Here is a 15158-nt window from a genome sequence, read left to right on the forward strand (position 1 = left end):
GCGGCCGCCGTCGGGTGCGCGGGCCGACGCGGGGCGCGGCTCTTCGCCCGGGGACGCGTTCCGGGCCCGCCGCTCGGCAGCGGCACCCGTTCCCGCCGTGCTCCGGCGGCGGGCGGCCGATACCTGGATGACACATGTTCGCGGGCCGCCGGATGCACGACCCTGACCGGTTGGATGCGCGCTCCGCCAAGGCTGGGAGGCGTGCGGGGACCACCGCACGTGCCGGGCTGCGGAGAGGTGCTTGCGGTGAGGGGTCGTCGGGTGCGGGACGTCGGGGCTGTGTGCGGGGCCGCCGGGCTGCTGGCCGTCGTCGGGGTCGGCGGGTGGTTCGGGTTCGCCGGGAGCGAGGACGGCGGGGACCCGCCGCCGTACGGGACCGCCGCGGTCGCCGAGCGGCTCGACCTGCCGTGGCCCCGGGAGGGACAGACGAGCGTCGCGGTGGAGGGCCTCGGCGGCCTCGGCCGCGCGGGCGGCCACGAGCCCGTGCCGATCGCGAGCGTCACCAAGGTCATGACCGCGTACGTGATCCTCCAGGAGCATCCGCTCGCGCGCGGCGAACAGGGGCCGCGGATCAGGGTCGACACGGCCGCCGCCGAGGAGTCCCACTCGCTCAGCGAGTCGACGGCCCCGCTCCGCGAAGGACGGCGGCACACCCAGCGCCAGCTCCTCGAACTGTTGCTGCTGCCCTCCGGCAACAACGTCGCCAGGCTGCTGGCCCGCTGGGACGCCGGGAGCGAGAAGGCGTTCGTCGCGAAGATGAACCGCGCCGCCGAGCGGCTCGGCATGAGCCGTACGACGTACACCGGGGCCAGCGGCTTCGAGGCCAGCACCAGGAGCACCGCCGACGACCAGCTCAAGCTCGCCCGGAAGGCGATGAAGGAGCCCGTGCTGCGGGCGGTGGTGGCGCTGCGCAGCACGACGGTGCCGGGGGTGCCCGGCACCGTCACCAACACCAACCGCCTCCTCGACGAGCCCGGGGTGATCGGGCTCAAGACCGGGTCGAGCACGCCCGCGGGCGGCAACCTCATGTGGGCCGCGGAGGTGACCTCCGGCGCGCGGCGGCACCTCGTCCTCGGCGTCGTCCTCGGCCAGCGCGCCCACACCACTCCCGCGGAGGGCCTTGACGCCGCCCTGGAGAAGAGCGGCGCGCTGATCGAGGCCGTGCGGACGGGCCTTCCCGCCGCGCTGCGCGACGGTGAGCGGGTGCGGACATGACCTTGCTGCCGGAACACGCCGACGACCGGGCGCAGCCGCCTGCCGCGTGCGGGCCGGAGCAGCCTGTCGCGTGCGGGACGGAGCCGCTTGCGGCAGGCGGGGCCGAGCCGCCTGCCGCGTGCGGGGCCGAGTCGACCGGGCGCGCCGGCTCCCGGGCCGGAAGCGGACGTTCCGCACGGCTCGGTCGGTTCGTCCCGGCACGGTTCGGTCGGCTCGTCACCGCACGGTCCGGTCGGCTCGTCGCTGCCTGGCCCGGTCGGCTCGTCCCCGTACGATCCGGTCGGCTCGTCCCCGTACGATCCGGTTGGCATGTCACCGCACGGTCCGGCTGGCTCGTCACCGCGCTCGCCGTGCTCGTCGCGCTGCTCATGCTCGGGCACTCGCTCGTGCCCAACGCCCTCGGGAACGCCGGCAGCCTGCTGGAGACCTTCCTGCCCTGGCTCGGGGTGAGCGTGCCCGTCCTGCTGGCGGCGGCCCTGCTGCGCCGGTCCGTCGTGGCCTGCGCCGCCGTCGCGCTGACCGCCCTCGTCTGGTGCTCCCTGTTCGCCGGTACGGTCCTCGACAAGAGCTCCGGGGGCGGGGACCTGTCCGTGGTCAGCCACAACGTCCACGACGGCAACCCCGACCCGCGGCGCACCGCCCGCGACCTCGCCGCCTCGGGCGCCGACGTCATCGCCCTCCAGGAACTGACCGCGCGCACCGCCCCGGTGTACGAGCGGACCCTGGCCGGCAGCTACCCGTACCACGCGGTACGGGAGTCCGTCGGGCTGTGGAGCAAGCGTCCGCTCCGCGCCGCGAAGCCCTTGACGATCATGCCGTGGACCCGCGCCCTGCGGGCCACCGTCGACACCCCCAAGGGGCCGCTCGCCGTGTACGTCGCCCATCTCGCGTCCATCCGCGTGCACCCGAGCAGCGGATTCGCCACCGAGAAGCGCAACGAGGCGGGCGCGCGGCTCGCCGGCTTCGTACGCGAGGAGAAGCTGTCCCGGGTCGTCGTGGCGGGCGACCTCAACGGCACCACCGACGACCGCGCGCTGCGGCCGCTGACCTCGCGGCTCACATCGGCGCAGGAGGAGGCGGGGCAGGGCTTCGGGTTCAGCTGGCCCGCCGCGTTCCCGGTGGTCCGGCTCGACCAGATCCTCGCGCGGGGGGTCACGCCGGTGTCGGCCCGGACCCTGCCGCGCACGGGAAGCGACCACCTGCCGGTCGCGGCGTCCTTCCGGCTGTGACGGGGGAGCGCGCATGAGGACCGCACCCGCGTCCGCCGGGACCTCCGCCGAGGCGACCGGTCGATCGACACCGCGGCCACGATCTAGGGTGACGTGATGGGACAGAACCGTGACGGCGGCTCCGCCAGCGTCCGCATCCTGCTGGTCGAGGACGACGAGACGATCCGCAGGTCCGTCGGCATGGTCCTGGAGCGCTACGGCTACGAGGTGTCCGCCGCGCCGGACGGCCTGACCGGCCTGGAGATGTTCCGGGACGGGCGGCACGACCTGCTGCTGCTCGACGTGATGCTGCCGTTCCTCGACGGGATCGGGCTGTGCCGCAGGATCCGGGAGACGAGCCAGGCTCCGATCCTGATGATGTCCGCCCGGGGCGACGCGCTGGACGTCGTGGCCGGACTCGAAGCGGGCGCCGACGACTACGTGGTCAAGCCCGTCGACACCACGGTCCTGGTGGCGCGCATCCGCATGCTGCTGCGCCGGGCCACGTTCGCCGCGGCCGCGCCCGAGACGCCCGACGACGGCGGGGTCCTCACCTTCCGGGACCTCGCCGTCGACACCCGGGGCCTCGAAGTGCGCGTCGACGGACGCCTGGTGGCGCTCACCCCCACCGAACTGCGTCTGCTCCTCGAATTCGTGGCCGCGCCCGGGGTCGTCCTGGAACGCCAGCGGCTGCTGCGCACCGTGTGGGACTACGGCTGGGAGGGCGACAGCCGGGTCGTCGACCTGGCGGTACAGCGGCTGCGCAAGAAGATCGGCGCCGATCACATCGAGACCGCGCGCGGTTTCGGCTACCGGTTCCGGCGCTGACGTGGGACGTAACACCGGCCGCGAGGGCCGCGCGCTGCTGCGTTTCGTCGACCCCCGCTCGCTGCGCTGGAAGATCGCCGCCGGGGTCGCCGCCGCGGCCTGCGCGATGGCCGTCGGCATCGGGCTGCTGGTGCACCAGCGCACCGAGGAGCGCGGCCTTGGCATCGGCCGCGCCGCGGCGATGCGCGAACTGGACCTGGCCAAGGCCGACTTCCGGGGCGAGCGGCCCACGCGCCGCGACCCCCGGGAGCGCTCGAACTACGTCCTCGGCGACGAGGTGCCCGACCCACTGCGTGACCGGCTGGACTCCTCGACCTCCACCATCGTGACCTGGTACGACACCCGCAAGCCGCTCCAAGGGCCCAGCATGTGGGCGGCCGAACGCGTCGACGGCACCGTGCTCGCCGTCAGCACCAGCATGCTCGGCGAGCAGCTCAGCCTGGAAGCCCTCGACCGACACGTCCGCTACGCGGCCATCGCCACGCTCGCCGTCGTCGTCCCCCTCACGCTCCTCGCCGCCGAACTGGTCGTACGACGCCTGCGGCGCGTCGCGAGGACGGCCCGCCGCATCCGCCACGGCGACCTCGACGCGCGTACCGAAGGCCGCGGCCATGACGAGATCAGCGAGATCTCCTCGGCCGTGGACCACATGGCGGACGCGCTCCAGGAGCGGCTGCGCGGCGAGCAGCGCTTCACCGCGGACGTCGCCCACGAGCTGCGCACACCGCTGACCGGCCTGGTCACCTCGGCCTCGCTGCTGCCCGAGAGCGAGGCCACCGACCTGGTCCGCGACCGGGTGCGGGTGCTGCGCGGCCTGGTGGACGACCTCCTGGAGATCTCGCGCCTCGACGCGGGCGCCGAGCGGGCCGACGTCCAGCCGGTGCCGCTCGGCGAGCTGGTGACGGAGTCCGTGCGCAGGGCGGGCCTGGCGGAACACGTCACCGTCACCGTCGTCGGACACCCCGTGGCCGAGACCGATCCGCGCCGGCTCGACCGCGTCGTCACCAACCTGGTCCTCAACGCCCACCGCCACGGCGGGGCCCCGGTGGAGGTCACCGTCGACGGCACGGCCATCACCGTCCGCGACCACGGCCCCGGCTTCCCCGAGGACCTGCTCCGCCACGGCCCGCAGCGCTTCCACACCGCCGCCACCGAACGCGGCCACGGCCACGGCCTGGGCCTCACCATCGCCTTCGGCCAGTCCCAGGTGATCGGCGCCCACCTCACCCTGACCAACACCACCCCCCAGGGCGCCACCGCCACCCTGACGCTCCCCCAGCCCCCCTCAACCCCACCCCGCCCCACCGACGACGAAGACCGCCGCCCTTAGGCGACGGCCTTCACGCGGAGTTCAAGCGGCTGGTCGAGGCCATCAAGGTGCGGGAGCTCTTCCGACGCCACCCCGAGCGCGGACGGAACTGACCCGCCGCACGGACACCACTCGCATGCTCGTCTGCCGCAGCTAGCGGCGGCAGACGAGCATGCCGCCCAGGCAGTGGATCTCGAATGCCCCATGCCGGGCGATGTGTTCGTCCAGGATGGTGTGGGCCCGCTCGATCGTGGCCTCGAAGGGCACGTCGTGCTGGTCCGCCCACGCTTGGTACGAGGCCATGTGCGCCACCACCGGGCCGGCATCGCGGACCGTGATGGTGCCGGGCAGTTCGATCGTCTCGACGCGGCAGAACTCCTCGCCGAGGAAGGCCGGTGCCTTCTCCAGAGAGAACCGGGCGCTGAGGGAGATCCGCGCGGGACCGCGCCCGGTGCCGAGGACATCACCGGCCGCGCGCATCCACAACTCGTCCAGCTCGGCCTTGTCGCGGTCGCTGTTCGTAGACGCGATCAGCAGGCCGTCGGCGGTCACGACGCGGGCAAGCTCGCGCACCGCCTGGGTAATGTCCGAAGCGTGGTAGAGCATGTGCAGCGCCAGGGCGGCGTCCACGCTCGCCGTGGCCAGCGGGAGCCTCGCCACATCCGCCAGCGCGACCGCGCCGGGCACGTCGGCGAGAATGCCGGGCGCGATGTCCAGGCCCAGAAGTTCGACATCAGGCCGGTCCTGGCGCAAGCGCTTGATGAACTTGCCGTTCCCGCAGCCGATGTCGACGACCCGCCCGTGGACGGCGCTCAGCTGCTCGGTGACGATGCCGGGCAGGTCATGACGAGGCATCTGCCACTGATAGAGGGACTGCCGGGCAGCCAGATCGCGGTCACCGTTGTAGGCGCTCCTGGCCAGGCGGTCGCGGTCGGTGACGGCGGCGTCGTGTGCGGCGGAGAGTTCGGTCACGTCGGCAGCTCCGGAGGACGGGCGGCAGGAGGGGCCGCGAGGACGACCGTGTGCTGGATGCGCTCGCGCAGATGGGTCACCTGCGCAGCTCCACCGTACTGCCGCCCGCTCAGCTCCCGTCCGAGATCGACCAACCGCCGCACGATGCTCGCCGATACCCGTTCCACAGGCGCCTCGAGCACGAAGCCGACCATCGCCTCCGTTCCGTCGAGGTCGTCCAAGAGCATGTGGCCACGGGCGAGATCGAGGTGGGCGGCGAAGAGGTCACCGACCGACTGGTCGTCGGCCTCGGCGCCGCGGTAGAGTCGGATCGCCGTGTCCGCGCTGGCGATGGCCTGCTGCACATGGCCACGACCGCCGATGGCCAGATGCGTCGTCCCGGCATACGCGAACTGCTTGGCGGCGGGGAAGGCGAAGACTCCTGGAGCGTCGTCGTGCCCGAGCATCCCGTCGCGTGAGGACTCCGCGTCCGCCAGGGCGATTGCGGCGCCCGCCTTGTCGCCCGCTATCGCCAGTGAACGCGCCTCCAGGCTCGCGAGGCGGGCGCCAATGCTTCCTCCTGCTCGGTGCTGACGCCCCGCCTGAGCGAGCCGGGCGGCCTGCTCGTAGCGCCCGGTCCAGTAAGCGATCAGTGATTCCACCGCCCGCACCCAGGCCAGCATTCCCTCGTGCCCGGCGGCCTCGGCACACGCACGGGCCGTGCGGGCGTGGGTGGCCGCCGAGTCGTAGTGCCCCAGATCCAGGCAGACGTGGGCGCACAGCCCGCACAGTCGCGCGGCCGAGACGTACAAGTCGCTGGTCTGCCGAGGCCGTTGGCGCCCGCGCAGCAGGCCGAAGACGCCGTCCCGTAGCTGTCTGATTTCAACGTAGAGCTCCAGCAGAGGGTGGCTGACGTACGAGCGCGCGAGTCGCGCCACGTCGGCCTCCAACTGCTCGACGACCACCTCGTCGGCGTTGCGCTGCGTGATGAACCTGGCGAACTCGGCCGACGACGAGGCGTCCGCCGACACGGAGCCGGCCACGGACCGCTCTGCGGGGCTCGGAACCACCAGACCATCTGGGCCCTCCGCACCGTCCCCACCGCCACGACGCCGCTTGGTGAGCGCGACAGCGCGGTCAAGGACACCGACGTCGACCGCGAAGACCCGAGCCAAGTGGCTTCGGGTGTACGGGACAGGGATACGCGCCTCACGCTCGTAGCGCCCGATCTCCTTACCGGTCATGGCGGCACGGCCCTCTCGGGCGTTGTACTCGTTGGCGACCTTCTGCTGGGACCACCCACGACCCTTGCGCAGACTGAGGAGCAAGGCACCGATACCCGTGTCGCCCATCCCGTCTCCCCGAAGCATGTGGATCCTGGCCCCCATATTGGCCCCCTGCTTGGCCCCCGTGCTGGCTCCCGACCCAAACGAGCGACGGCGGTTGGCTGTTGGGCATGCTCAACAGACCATGCGATGAGTCGAATACCGACGGGCCGGATCACGCCGCAGGCACCACGGCGCAGCGCGCGATGGTCTTCGCCCGGCGCAAGCTCTCCGCACGCGCAGCTCGCGAGTTCATCGCCGAGACCCTTATCCAGTGGGGCTGCGGCGACTGCCTCGACGAGGTCCGTCTCTGCACGTCGGAACTCGTCACGAACGCGCTGCTGCACGGGACGTCCACCGACGATGTGATCCTCGTACGCGTCGAAATCCACGACGTCCAGCTCCTCGTCGAAGTCCACGACGGCGGCGACAGCACACCCAGGCAACACCAAGTGCGGGACATCAGCGACAACGGACGCGGCCTGTTTCTGGTCGCCGCCATCGTCGATGACTGGGGCGTCGCAGCCCGTGAAGGGCCCGGCAAACGCGTCTGGGCATCCTTCAAGGTCCCGGCGGTGACCCCATGCTGATCCCCACCCGCGCCACTGAGCCGCACACCCCGTGCCCTGGGCTGATCGCCTCCCTCGCGACCGCCACCTGGCTCGACACCGACCCAACCGGCGCCACGCTGTGCTGCCTGCTCCTCGTGCCACAGCCGCCCCGCAGCCCGTACGAGACGCCCGCGATCATCGAGCAGCGCATGCGCGCCGTCGCGACCTCACTCGGCCTCGGCCCCGCCACAGCACCACCACCCGACATCGGGCCGCGCCTGCGCCCGCTCAGCCCGACCGACGTCACCCTGCGCTTCAACGGAACCCCGTACCGCAAGCGCATACCGCAGGAAGACCTTGAACCCTGCTTCTTCGTTAGCGCACCCCGGCGGCCCTCGTGCTGGGCCTCGACGCCCTCCCGCGTGCCGCCGCACTCGCTGCGATCGACTCCTGCCTCGACCGCGCCACGCTCCTGCGACGGCTCCTCTTCGACCACACCCGGACCGAATGAACTGCTCCCCGACCAAGGGAATCCGCCGTGACAGTGCACCCCATCTCGCCGAACACCGTGCTCGCCAACGCCCTCCATCACGCCGAGGACGTCCTCACTCCACGCATTCTGGCCGGACCGCCCGAGCGGATCGTGCTGGTCGTCGGCACCCAGATCAACGGTGCCCCGCACCTCGGCACCTCCTTGGTCCAGTCCCTCGCCTTCGCCATGGCCGCCCGCCTCCGAAGCCGCTTCGGCCTGCCGACGGAAGTCCTCTTCAGCGCCCTCGACAACGCCCCCTGCGAGCTGACCACCGACCCGGCGACCGGCCACCGCTACCAGCGCGCCTACGCCCAGGCCCTCGGCGCCCGAGCCCTCACCGGCCTCGTCGCCGCCCTGTACGACCCCCTGTTCGCCGTGCTGTCCCGGCGCCTGGGCATCCCGTACCGCGTGGAGACGTACACACAGCAGCAGGCGGGCGAGCACTTCCGTCGCACCTGGTTACGGATCCTGCCGCGCATCGACGCCGCCCGCTGGTGGCTCGCCCCCTCGACGGGCACTCCGCACATTCGCGTTCCGTGCCCACATCTCGGATGCGGCTGGGCGGAGAAGTACGCCGAGCGCACGCATGTGCACGCCAGCAGCCCGGAGGCCGCCACGGTGACCGCTGTGTGCCTGCACCACGGTCCCTATGAGACGACCTTCAAGCCCACCACAGGCGCGTATCTGGACCTGGCCACCTTGTACCGCAACCTCGTCAAAGAACTCGCCCTGTCCAGCCCACGCGACACGCTCCACGTCATGGTCAAGGGCGGCGACTGGGTCTTCGGCTCCCACCTCGTGGACGAAGCCCTCCAGGCGGTCGGCCTCACCCGAGCCCAGCTCCCCGCGCGCCTGTTCTGCCCTCAGATCGTCACCGACACCGGCGCGAAGCTGTCCAAATCCCTGATACGCGAGGGCCACGCGTCCTTGCCCGACGGCGCCGCCGACTGGATGCTCGACACCCGGCAGTGGCCCGGCTCGTTGCCCGAGTACGCCGAGCAACTGCTCGCCCTGACCGAGACCCTGCTCTCCGACCCCCGCCACTTCTTCCGCTCGTACTCAGCTGCCGAGATCGGCCGCATGATGACGACACCAGCACCCAGGAGCGTCCCCGCCCCATGACCGACACCACGGCTCGCGTCCGCGAACTCAACCTCTACCGTAAGTACTTCAACCTCGTGGCCGCGGGAACCAAGACCATCGAGGTGCGGGTGAAGTACCCGCACCTGGAGGACCTCGCCGCAGGCGACACCATCCGCTTCCGCATCAAGGGCACCGACGAGACCTGCGAAGTCCACGTCCTGCGCGTCACCGAGTACGAGACGTTCGAAGCGCTACTCGACGGCGAAGGCCCGGCCAACGTCAACCCCCGTGCGAGTCGCGACGAACAGCTGGCCAACATCCGCTCCATCTACGGCCCTGAGAAGGAAGCCCTCGGCGCCTTGGCCATTGAGATCAAGCGCGTGGTGGCTGACCGGGCATGACGTCGGACCGCACCCGCAAGGCCGTCTCGATTCCGCGCTCGAACCACGTGGCTGGGCCCACGCCCGACGGCCGCCCTCAAGAGCTCAAGCCCGCCCTCGAATCCATGACCCTGCTGGTCACCGCCGTCATCGTCCACGACAGGGCCACCAACCGCGTCGTCCTCCAACGCAGCCAGAACGCCAAGTTCGCCAAGGGCATGTGGGACCTGCCCGTCGGCAAGAGCGAACCCGGCGAACCCATCACCGAAACCGCGGTGCGCGAGCTCTACGAGGAAACCGGCCTCACGGTGAAGCCTGAGTCCCTCAAGGTCGCCCACATCATCCACGGAGCCTGGGGAGTGGAAGCGCCAAACGGCATCCTCACAGTCGTCTTCGTCGCCCACGAATGGACCGGCGAACCCGAGAACCGTGAACCCCGCAAACACGCTCAGGTCAGTTGGGTGGATGCCAGCGTCGTCCCCGAGGAGTTCGTCGACACTACCGCCAGCGCCCTTCACCGATACCTTGACAATGGCCCGCAGGCGTCTCTCGCTGGTTGGCGCCAGTGAACACTCGCCCGTTCGTAAGTCCCGACGACGGCAATGGCTCCGAGGAACCGACCGTAAGCCATGAGTAGCTGCCCCGCTGCAATGCCTGCAGGCACTATCTCTGATGGCGGGGGCAGCCTTCGGACGGACATGGACGACGGCGACTGCAGTCAGTCCGCACTATTCCGGTGGCCTCGAGGGAAGGGGGCACCGCCTGGCCAGTGTTCGGGCAGACCGAGGGCGGTGTGGACGGGGTCGGCCGGTGGCTGGTAGCGAACCTGGGTATTGACCAGTTGTGCCGTTTTCCAGGCGGAGAGGACGGGAGCCCGAAGCGAGCTGGGGTCGGGGCTCTGCCAAAGGACGGGGGTGTTCTTGGTCCAGGTCCAGGGCGCCGGGTTGTTTACGGTGAGCACGCCACTGACCCGGCTGTGAGCGTGGGCGTAGGTGCCGGTCCAGTAGCCGTCGGGTCGTCGGCCGAAGGCTGGCGCGCTGTTGTGGACGTACTGGACGGATGTCCCGTACAACGCGGTCGCTACGTCTTCGTCTTCAGGGAAGAAGCCCGCGCGGCCAACCGCCACGATGAACGGCAGCGCTAGATCGCCGTACTTCCCTCCCTTCTTCTTGATTACCTTGCGCACTTGATCCGACTCGTCATTGATCCAGGCCATCGCGGGATAGATGCCGATTGTCCTGCTCGTGGGATTTCCTCGCTTGCTGGGGCTGCGGGGGATTGCTTCGAACGAGAGGCACCAGTTGGCTTCCTGCCAGGTGTGTTTGGGCAATGGCGCCTTTTGCTCGTAATCAGCGATGACCTGATCGGGGTCAAGGCTGGCGAGCCAACGCTGCAGCTCATCCTTCAGCCGCCTCTGCGATGGTGTTGCCGACCCTGCCTGGTGAATCCTGTAAGACACGAAGAAGTGGGGGCTGGGCACATCATCGATAGCATCGATCAGGATGGGTGGGAGCTGCCTGTTGGGTACCGTTTCGCCCAGGCGCTGAACCGTCCACTTTGCCTCGACGACGAATTGCTTGCCCTCTTGGCTAACCAGGAAGTCGGGATTCGCACCGCGAGTGCCGATTCCAAGCTCGACCTCCACGGTGCAACCGGAGCGAATGAGCATCTCGTGCAGGTACAACTCCCACAGCGCGGAGTAGACGTTCGCGTCGAAGTTCCGATCCAACAGCCGACTGCGCAAACCGGGCCGGGCTTGGTCCGGGAGGTGTGACCACCATTCGTTGATCACATCCCGAACCTGATCCCAGAACGGGCCGGCGATCCTCCCAAGGAACTCGGACTGCGACTCTGCTGCACGCTTCGGCGAGGAATCCGTCCGACTCTGGCTCGCATATACGCCCATGACCAACGATCGTAGAACCGCCCACCCGACAACGCCCACACGTTTTCTGCGGCGAGGCGGCACGCAGGCTGGGTCTGGTTCTCCGACAGCTTCCATGCCTCTCACAGTTCCCTTGAGGAGGTCGGGGCAGGCGAGGGCTCACATGGGGGTGATGTCGTGGCGGCATAGGCCTGAGTAATGAGTGAAGGCCGCCACCCGTAGATGACGGCCTTCACGTCGTGACTGACGCTAGGTCAAGATTTCGTCGTCCGGTGCACACTCGGTGCACAACGCGGCGGAAATCAGTCGGGAACTGTGAGAACTCACGAGGAGTCTTCTCGCAGGTCGCAGCACGTTCTGGATGACCCTTGCAGGTCACCCGACCCCACCCTTTAGATGTCGAAGTAAAGCTCGAACTCGTGCGGGTGCGGGCGGAGCTGGATCGGGGCGATTTCGTTGGTGCGCTTGTAGTCGATCCAGGTCTCGATCAGGTCGGAGGTGAAGACGCCGCCGGCCTGGAGGTACTCGTTGTCCGCCTCCAGGGCGTCGAGGACCGCGGGGAGGGAGGTGGGGACCTGGGGGACGCCCGCGTGCTCCTCGGGGGCGAGCTCGTAGAGGTCCTTGTCGATCGGCTCGGCCGGCTCGATCTTGTTCTTGACGCCGTCGAGGCCGGCCAGGAGGAGGGCCGAGAAGGCGAGGTAGGGGTTGGAGGACGGGTCGGGGGCGCGGAACTCGACGCGCTTGGCCTTCGGGTTGGAGCCCGTGATCGGGATGCGCATCGCGGCGGAGCGGTTGCGCTGCGAGTAGACCAGGTTGACCGGGGCCTCGAAGCCGGGGACCAGGCGGTGGTAGGAGTTCACCGTCGGGTTCGTGAAGGCGAGGAGCGAGGGGGCGTGCTTGAGGATGCCGCCGATGTAGTAGCGGGCGGTGTCCGAGAGGCCCGCGTAGCCCTGCTCGTCGTAGAAGAGGGGCTCGCCGCCGGTCCAGAGGGACTGGTGGACGTGCATGCCCGAGCCGTTGTCGCCGAAGATCGGCTTCGGCATGAAGGTCGCGGTCTTGCCGTTGCGCCAGGCGACGTTCTTCACGATGTACTTGAAGAGCATCAGGTCGTCGGCCGCGGCGAGCAGCGTGTTGAACTTGTAGTTGATCTCGGCCTGGCCCGCCGTGCCCACCTCGTGGTGCTGGCGCTCGACCTTCAGGCCCTGCTTGTCCAGCTCCAGGGAGATCTCCGCGCGCAGGTCGGCGAAGTGGTCGACCGGGGGAGCCGGGAAGTAGCCGCCCTTGTAGCGGACCTTGTAGCCGCGGTTGTTCTCGATCGCGCCGGTGTTCCAGGCGCCCGCCTCGGAGTCGATCTCGTAGATCGAGCGGTTGGCGGAGGTCTCGAAGCGCACCGAGTCGAAGACGTAGAACTCGGCCTCGGGGCCGAAGTACGCGGTGTCCGCGATGCCGGTGGAGGCGAGGTAGGCCTCGGCCTTCTTGGCGACGTTGCGCGGGTCGCGGGAGTACTGCTCGCCCGTGATCGGGTCGTGGATGAAGAAGTTGACGTTCAGTGTCTTGTCGCGGCGGAAGGGGTCCACGCGGGCTGTCGACAGGTCCGCGCGCAGCGCCATGTCGGACTCGTGGATGGCCTGGAAGCCGCGGATGGACGAGCCGTCGAAGGCCAGCTCCTCGTCGGGGTCGAACGCCTCCGCCGGCACCGTGAAGTGCTGCATCACACCCGGCAGGTCGCAGAAGCGGACGTCTACGAACTTCACGTCCTCGTCCGCGAGGAACTTCTTGGCGTCGTCGGCGTTCTGGAACATCCAGCTCCTCCTACTCCCGCCCAGGAGGAGCGGGGTTGCAGCTCGGTCGTGCGGCCAGTGCGGTGGCACACGCTGGACCCGACCATAGGGAGGGGGCATTTCTCAAGCGTGACCCGTTTGTTTCGCGGAAGTTAACCGGGCGGGGTTGCCGCGACCCGCCCGGGGCCCCGCGGGACCCCCGCCACCCGGACCCCGCCGGGCCCCGCCCGCGATCGGGCGCAGTACCGTGGACGGGTGGACAACAGGCAAGCAATCGGATCGTGGCTCTCCGGCCCCCGCGCGGCAGCAGAGGACGCGGGCGTCGACTTCGGATACCGGGGAGAGCGGCTCGGCCTGCCCGAGGAGGGCCCGGGATCCATCGCCCGGCCCGGGCGCAGGCTCGGGGCCATCGCCGTGGACTGGGCCCTGGTCATGGTGATCGCATACGGCCTGTTCGCACGGGACAACGCACAGGCGGCGGGCAACTGGGCGCTCGGCCTGCTCTTCGTCATGAGCGTGCTGACCGTCGGCACGGTCGGCTGTACGCCGGGCAAGCGCCTCTTCGGCCTGCGCGTCATCGCCGAGGACGGCGGCCGCCTCGGCCCGGGCCGCGTGCTGGTGCGCAGCGTGCTGCTGTGCCTCGGCATCCCCGCCATCATCTGGGACCGCGACGGCCGCGGCCTCCACGACCGCCTGGCCCGCGCGGTACAGATCCGCGGCTAGCTCCCGCACCCGTACCCGTACCCGTATCGGTACGTCGCCGGACGTCGCTCCCGTACCCGTACCTCGCCGGACACCGCCCTCGTACGCCGGGGCACGCACACCTCCAGACGCCGGTACACGCACAGACGCCGATGGGGCGGTCCGCACCAGAAGGTTCGGACCGCCCCATCGGCGTTCACGCGTACGTCGCGCTAGCGCGCCTTCGGACCACGCGGCATGCGCACGTTCTTGGGCATCGGCCCCTTGGGCAGGGGCATGTTGCTCATGAGGTCCCCCATCGCCTTCAGGCGGTCGTTGGTCGCCGTCACCTGGGGGCCCTGGAGGACGCGGGGGAGCTTCAGGAGCGTCGTGCGCAGCTTCTTCAGCTCGACCTGGCCCTCGCCCGTGCCGACGATGACGTCGTGCACGGGGACGTCCGCGACGATGCGGGCCATCTTCTTCTTCTCCGCGGCCAGCAGCGGCTTCACGCGGTTCGGGTTGCCCTCGGCGACGAGGACGATGCCCGCCTTGCCGACGGTCCGGTGCACCACGTCCTGGCTGCGGTTCATCGCGACCGCGGGGGTCGTCGTCCAGCCGCGGCCGATCTTGTCGAGCACCGCGGCCGCCGCGCCGGGCTGGCCTTCCATCTGCCCGAAGGCCGCCCGCTCGGCGCGGCGCCCGAAGACGATCGCCATCGCGAGGAAGGCGAGCACGAAGCCCAGGATGCCGAGATAAACGGGGTGGTCGATCCAGAGGCCGATCGCGAGGAAGACACCGAAGGTGACGATTCCCACAGCTGCGATGACGAGACCGATCTTGGAGTCGGTCCGCCGGGTCATCTTGTACGTGAGGGCGATCTGCTTGAGTCGCCCCGGGTTCGCCGCGGCGTCCGCCGCGGTGGTTTCCTTCCTCGCCATGCCGTGAAGTCTACGTGTCCCGGCGGGGTACTACGACGTGCGGGTTGGTCCCGCCTCTTCCAGTACGCGCTGTGCCTCGACCCGGTCCTTCGCGCGGCGCCGGTCCTCGAGCACGGAGGTCCAGGCGTTGCGGCGTGCGGTGCGCTGGCCGCCGCGCAGGAGCAGGGACTCGACGGCGCGCAGCGCGTCGGTGACGGACGGAATGGCGGTGGCGCGTACGGGCGCGGCCTGCATGGTGATGCCCTCCGAGATCCGAGAAGCGATGGTGAACGGGGGAACGCTACGAGTGGCTCTCGCTGGCACTGCGTCGTGCGGTGGGGGCCAGTTGCTGGGACTCCCGCCAGGCCTCTGGGTAAGGCCCTACGTGCGGTAGTTCCAGCGTCACTGATTGGTGTTACCAGGGCGTGACCGAGCGGTCAAACACCGATGAAGCCTTGACGCGAAGGGCCCGAACACTGACGCGGCCCATACGGTCGCCCCTACCTGCGGAG

16 protein-coding genes are annotated in these 15158 nt (G+C 70.0%); 10 read left to right on the top strand and 6 right to left on the bottom strand.

Going from position 1 to position 15158, the window contains the following annotated elements:
* The first annotated feature begins 246 nt into the window (after positions 1 to 246).
* From AC5WAM_RS29885 to AC5WAM_RS29900, 4 genes are all read left to right on the top strand, one after another.
* Positions 247 to 1215: a D-alanyl-D-alanine carboxypeptidase family protein gene (locus tag AC5WAM_RS29885; RefSeq protein WP_495519446.1), complete on the top strand. Its 969-nt coding sequence runs from the start codon at positions 247 to 249 to the stop codon at positions 1213 to 1215.
* Positions 1212 to 2444: an endonuclease/exonuclease/phosphatase family protein gene (locus tag AC5WAM_RS29890; protein WP_495519447.1), complete on the top strand. Its 1233-nt coding sequence runs from the start codon at positions 1212 to 1214 to the stop codon at positions 2442 to 2444. The genes AC5WAM_RS29885 and AC5WAM_RS29890 overlap by 4 nt, the downstream gene beginning before the upstream one ends.
* A 96-nt stretch (positions 2445 to 2540) precedes the next feature.
* Positions 2541 to 3251: a two-component system response regulator CseB gene (cseB, locus tag AC5WAM_RS29895; protein WP_495519448.1), complete on the top strand. Its 711-nt coding sequence runs from the start codon at positions 2541 to 2543 to the stop codon at positions 3249 to 3251.
* Position 3252: 1 nt separating this feature from the next.
* A complete protein-coding gene (locus tag AC5WAM_RS29900) occupies positions 3253 to 4581 on the top strand; it encodes an ATP-binding protein (protein WP_495519449.1) in 1329 nt (442 codons plus the stop codon).
* 132 nt (positions 4582 to 4713) lie between these two features.
* Here AC5WAM_RS29900 and AC5WAM_RS29905 read toward each other — a convergent pair whose 3' ends face one another.
* On the bottom strand, positions 4714 to 5532 hold the full coding sequence (locus AC5WAM_RS29905; protein WP_495519450.1) for a class I SAM-dependent methyltransferase: 819 nt from the start codon (positions 5530 to 5532) through the stop codon (positions 4714 to 4716).
* Positions 5529 to 6863, bottom strand: a complete 1335-nt coding sequence (locus AC5WAM_RS29910; RefSeq protein WP_495519451.1) for an NsdA family TPR-like regulatory protein — start codon at positions 6861 to 6863, stop codon at positions 5529 to 5531. The genes AC5WAM_RS29905 and AC5WAM_RS29910 overlap by 4 nt, the downstream gene beginning before the upstream one ends.
* Positions 6864 to 6967: 104 nt before the next feature.
* Between AC5WAM_RS29910 and AC5WAM_RS29915 the strand changes: the two genes are divergently transcribed.
* The 5 genes from AC5WAM_RS29915 to AC5WAM_RS29935 all read left to right on the top strand — a co-directional run bounded on the left by AC5WAM_RS29915 (position 6968) and on the right by AC5WAM_RS29935 (position 9951).
* Positions 6968 to 7426 carry an ATP-binding protein gene (locus AC5WAM_RS29915; RefSeq protein ID WP_495519452.1) on the top strand — a complete coding sequence of 153 codons (459 nt, stop codon included), beginning with the start codon at positions 6968 to 6970 and terminating at the stop codon, positions 7424 to 7426.
* On the top strand, positions 7420 to 7929 hold the full coding sequence (locus AC5WAM_RS29920; RefSeq protein ID WP_495519453.1) for a hypothetical protein: 510 nt from the start codon (positions 7420 to 7422) through the stop codon (positions 7927 to 7929). Before AC5WAM_RS29915 ends, AC5WAM_RS29920 begins: the two co-directional genes overlap by 7 nt.
* Entirely contained in the window at positions 7926 to 9041 is a 1116-nt protein-coding gene (locus AC5WAM_RS29925; RefSeq protein ID WP_495519454.1) for a hypothetical protein, read from the top strand. Before AC5WAM_RS29920 ends, AC5WAM_RS29925 begins: the two co-directional genes overlap by 4 nt.
* Entirely contained in the window at positions 9038 to 9403 is a 366-nt protein-coding gene (locus AC5WAM_RS29930; RefSeq protein ID WP_495519455.1) for an ASCH domain-containing protein, read from the top strand. Before AC5WAM_RS29925 ends, AC5WAM_RS29930 begins: the two co-directional genes overlap by 4 nt.
* A 104-nt stretch (positions 9404 to 9507) precedes the next feature.
* The gene (locus AC5WAM_RS29935) at positions 9508 to 9951 is read left to right on the top strand and encodes an NUDIX domain-containing protein (protein ID WP_495523675.1); all 444 of its coding nucleotides are present in this window, start codon (positions 9508 to 9510) and stop codon (positions 9949 to 9951) included.
* 149 nt (positions 9952 to 10100) lie between these two features.
* On the opposite strand, the gene AC5WAM_RS29940 is transcribed toward AC5WAM_RS29935, so the two are convergent.
* Positions 10101 to 11288: a hypothetical protein gene (locus AC5WAM_RS29940; RefSeq protein WP_495519456.1), complete on the bottom strand. Its 1188-nt coding sequence runs from the start codon at positions 11286 to 11288 to the stop codon at positions 10101 to 10103.
* Positions 11289 to 11659: 371 nt separating this feature from the next.
* Complete coding sequence (glnA, locus tag AC5WAM_RS29945) at positions 11660 to 13069, bottom strand: type I glutamate--ammonia ligase (RefSeq protein ID WP_138959336.1); 1410 nt, start codon at positions 13067 to 13069, stop codon at positions 11660 to 11662.
* A 234-nt stretch (positions 13070 to 13303) separates the two neighbouring features.
* On the opposite strand from glnA, the gene AC5WAM_RS29950 reads away from it, so the two are divergent.
* Positions 13304 to 13771: an RDD family protein gene (locus tag AC5WAM_RS29950; RefSeq protein WP_138959335.1), complete on the top strand. Its 468-nt coding sequence runs from the start codon at positions 13304 to 13306 to the stop codon at positions 13769 to 13771.
* 191 nt (positions 13772 to 13962) lie between these two features.
* On the opposite strand, the gene AC5WAM_RS29955 is transcribed toward AC5WAM_RS29950, so the two are convergent.
* Together AC5WAM_RS29955 and AC5WAM_RS29960 are read right to left on the bottom strand one after the other, a co-directional pair.
* On the bottom strand, positions 13963 to 14667 hold the full coding sequence (locus AC5WAM_RS29955) for a DUF4191 domain-containing protein (RefSeq protein ID WP_138959334.1): 705 nt from the start codon (positions 14665 to 14667) through the stop codon (positions 13963 to 13965).
* Positions 14668 to 14697: 30 nt separating this feature from the next.
* Positions 14698 to 14901, bottom strand: a complete 204-nt coding sequence (locus AC5WAM_RS29960; protein WP_138959333.1) for an SCO2195 family GlnR-regulated protein — start codon at positions 14899 to 14901, stop codon at positions 14698 to 14700.
* Positions 14902 to 15158 lie beyond the last annotated feature (257 nt).

The organism is Streptomyces sp. JLYT201, assembly GCF_059448825.1.

Excerpts from the sequence above, each read along its gene's own strand:
- AC5WAM_RS29890 (WP_495519447.1), top strand. The coding sequence starts at position 1,212 with ATGACCTTGCTGCCGGAACACGCCGACGACCGGGCGCAGCCGCCTGCC.
- cseB (WP_495519448.1), top strand. The coding sequence starts at position 2,541 with ATGGGACAGAACCGTGACGGCGGCTCCGCCAGCGTCCGCATCCTGCTG.
- AC5WAM_RS29910 (WP_495519451.1), bottom strand. The coding sequence starts at position 6,863 with ATGGGCGACACGGGTATCGGTGCCTTGCTCCTCAGTCTGCGCAAGGGT.
- AC5WAM_RS29915 (WP_495519452.1), top strand. The coding sequence starts at position 6,968 with ATGCTCAACAGACCATGCGATGAGTCGAATACCGACGGGCCGGATCAC.
- AC5WAM_RS29920 (WP_495519453.1), top strand. The coding sequence starts at position 7,420 with ATGCTGATCCCCACCCGCGCCACTGAGCCGCACACCCCGTGCCCTGGG.
- AC5WAM_RS29930 (WP_495519455.1), top strand. The coding sequence starts at position 9,038 with ATGACCGACACCACGGCTCGCGTCCGCGAACTCAACCTCTACCGTAAG.
- AC5WAM_RS29935 (WP_495523675.1), top strand. The coding sequence starts at position 9,508 with ATGACCCTGCTGGTCACCGCCGTCATCGTCCACGACAGGGCCACCAAC.
- AC5WAM_RS29940 (WP_495519456.1), bottom strand. The coding sequence starts at position 11,288 with ATGGGCGTATATGCGAGCCAGAGTCGGACGGATTCCTCGCCGAAGCGT.
- glnA (WP_138959336.1), bottom strand. The coding sequence starts at position 13,069 with ATGTTCCAGAACGCCGACGACGCCAAGAAGTTCCTCGCGGACGAGGAC.
- AC5WAM_RS29955 (WP_138959334.1), bottom strand. The coding sequence starts at position 14,667 with ATGGCGAGGAAGGAAACCACCGCGGCGGACGCCGCGGCGAACCCGGGG.
- AC5WAM_RS29960 (WP_138959333.1), bottom strand. The coding sequence starts at position 14,901 with ATGCAGGCCGCGCCCGTACGCGCCACCGCCATTCCGTCCGTCACCGAC.